1 protein-coding gene and 1 pseudogene are annotated in these 681 nt (G+C 63.4%); both read right to left on the minus strand.

What is annotated here, in order from left to right:
- Window positions 1–98: pseudogene (locus tag B0W88_RS32135) on the minus strand (biopolymer transporter ExbD); the annotation flags it as partial.
- Between the two features lie 27 nt (window positions 99–125).
- Window positions 126–681, minus strand: a 556-nt coding sequence (locus B0W88_RS32140) for a MotA/TolQ/ExbB proton channel family protein (protein WP_077038447.1), incomplete at its 5' end; no start/stop codon positions are given.

Here is a 681-nt window from a genome sequence, read left to right on the forward strand (position 1 = left end):
ATGATCAGCAGGACCAGCATCACGTCCACGAGGGGCGTGGTGTTGATCGTCGATACGACTTCATCATCGCCGGAAGAGGATCCGACGTTCATTCCCATGATGGGTTCTCCGGTACCGGACTTAGATCAGCGCTTGGCAACGTTGCGGTTGCCCATCAGCACGCCGTGCAGGTCGGCGGCGAAGGCACGGACCTGGCCCATGACGTTCTTGTTGCGGTTGACCAGCCAGTTGTAGCCCAGCACGGCCGGAACGGCGACGCCCAGACCGATGGCGGTCATGATCAGCGCTTCACCCACCGGGCCGGCGACCTTGTCGATCGAAGCCTGGCCGGCGACGCCGATGGCGGTCAGCGCTTGCAGAATGCCCCACACCGTGCCGAACAGGCCGATGAACGGCGAGGTCGAACCGACGGTGGCCAGGAAGCTCAGGCCCGACTGGACGCGGCTGTTGACTTCGCCGACGGCGCGGTCGACGTTCATCGACACCCAGCTGGCGTGGTCGATGTTCTCGGTCAGGGCGCCTTCATGGTGCTCCGAAGCCTCGATACCCGACTGGGCGATGTAGCGGAAGGCGCTGCCTTCCTTCAGGCCCTTGATGCCGTCGGCCAGCGAAGCCTTCTTGAAGAAGGAGACGCGCACGTCCTTGGCTTCGGACGACAGCTTTTGCGTGTCGTACAGCTTC

It is taken from the genome of Pelomonas sp. KK5 (assembly GCF_001984095.1).
Lineage (GTDB): Bacteria > Pseudomonadota > Gammaproteobacteria > Burkholderiales > Burkholderiaceae_C > KK5.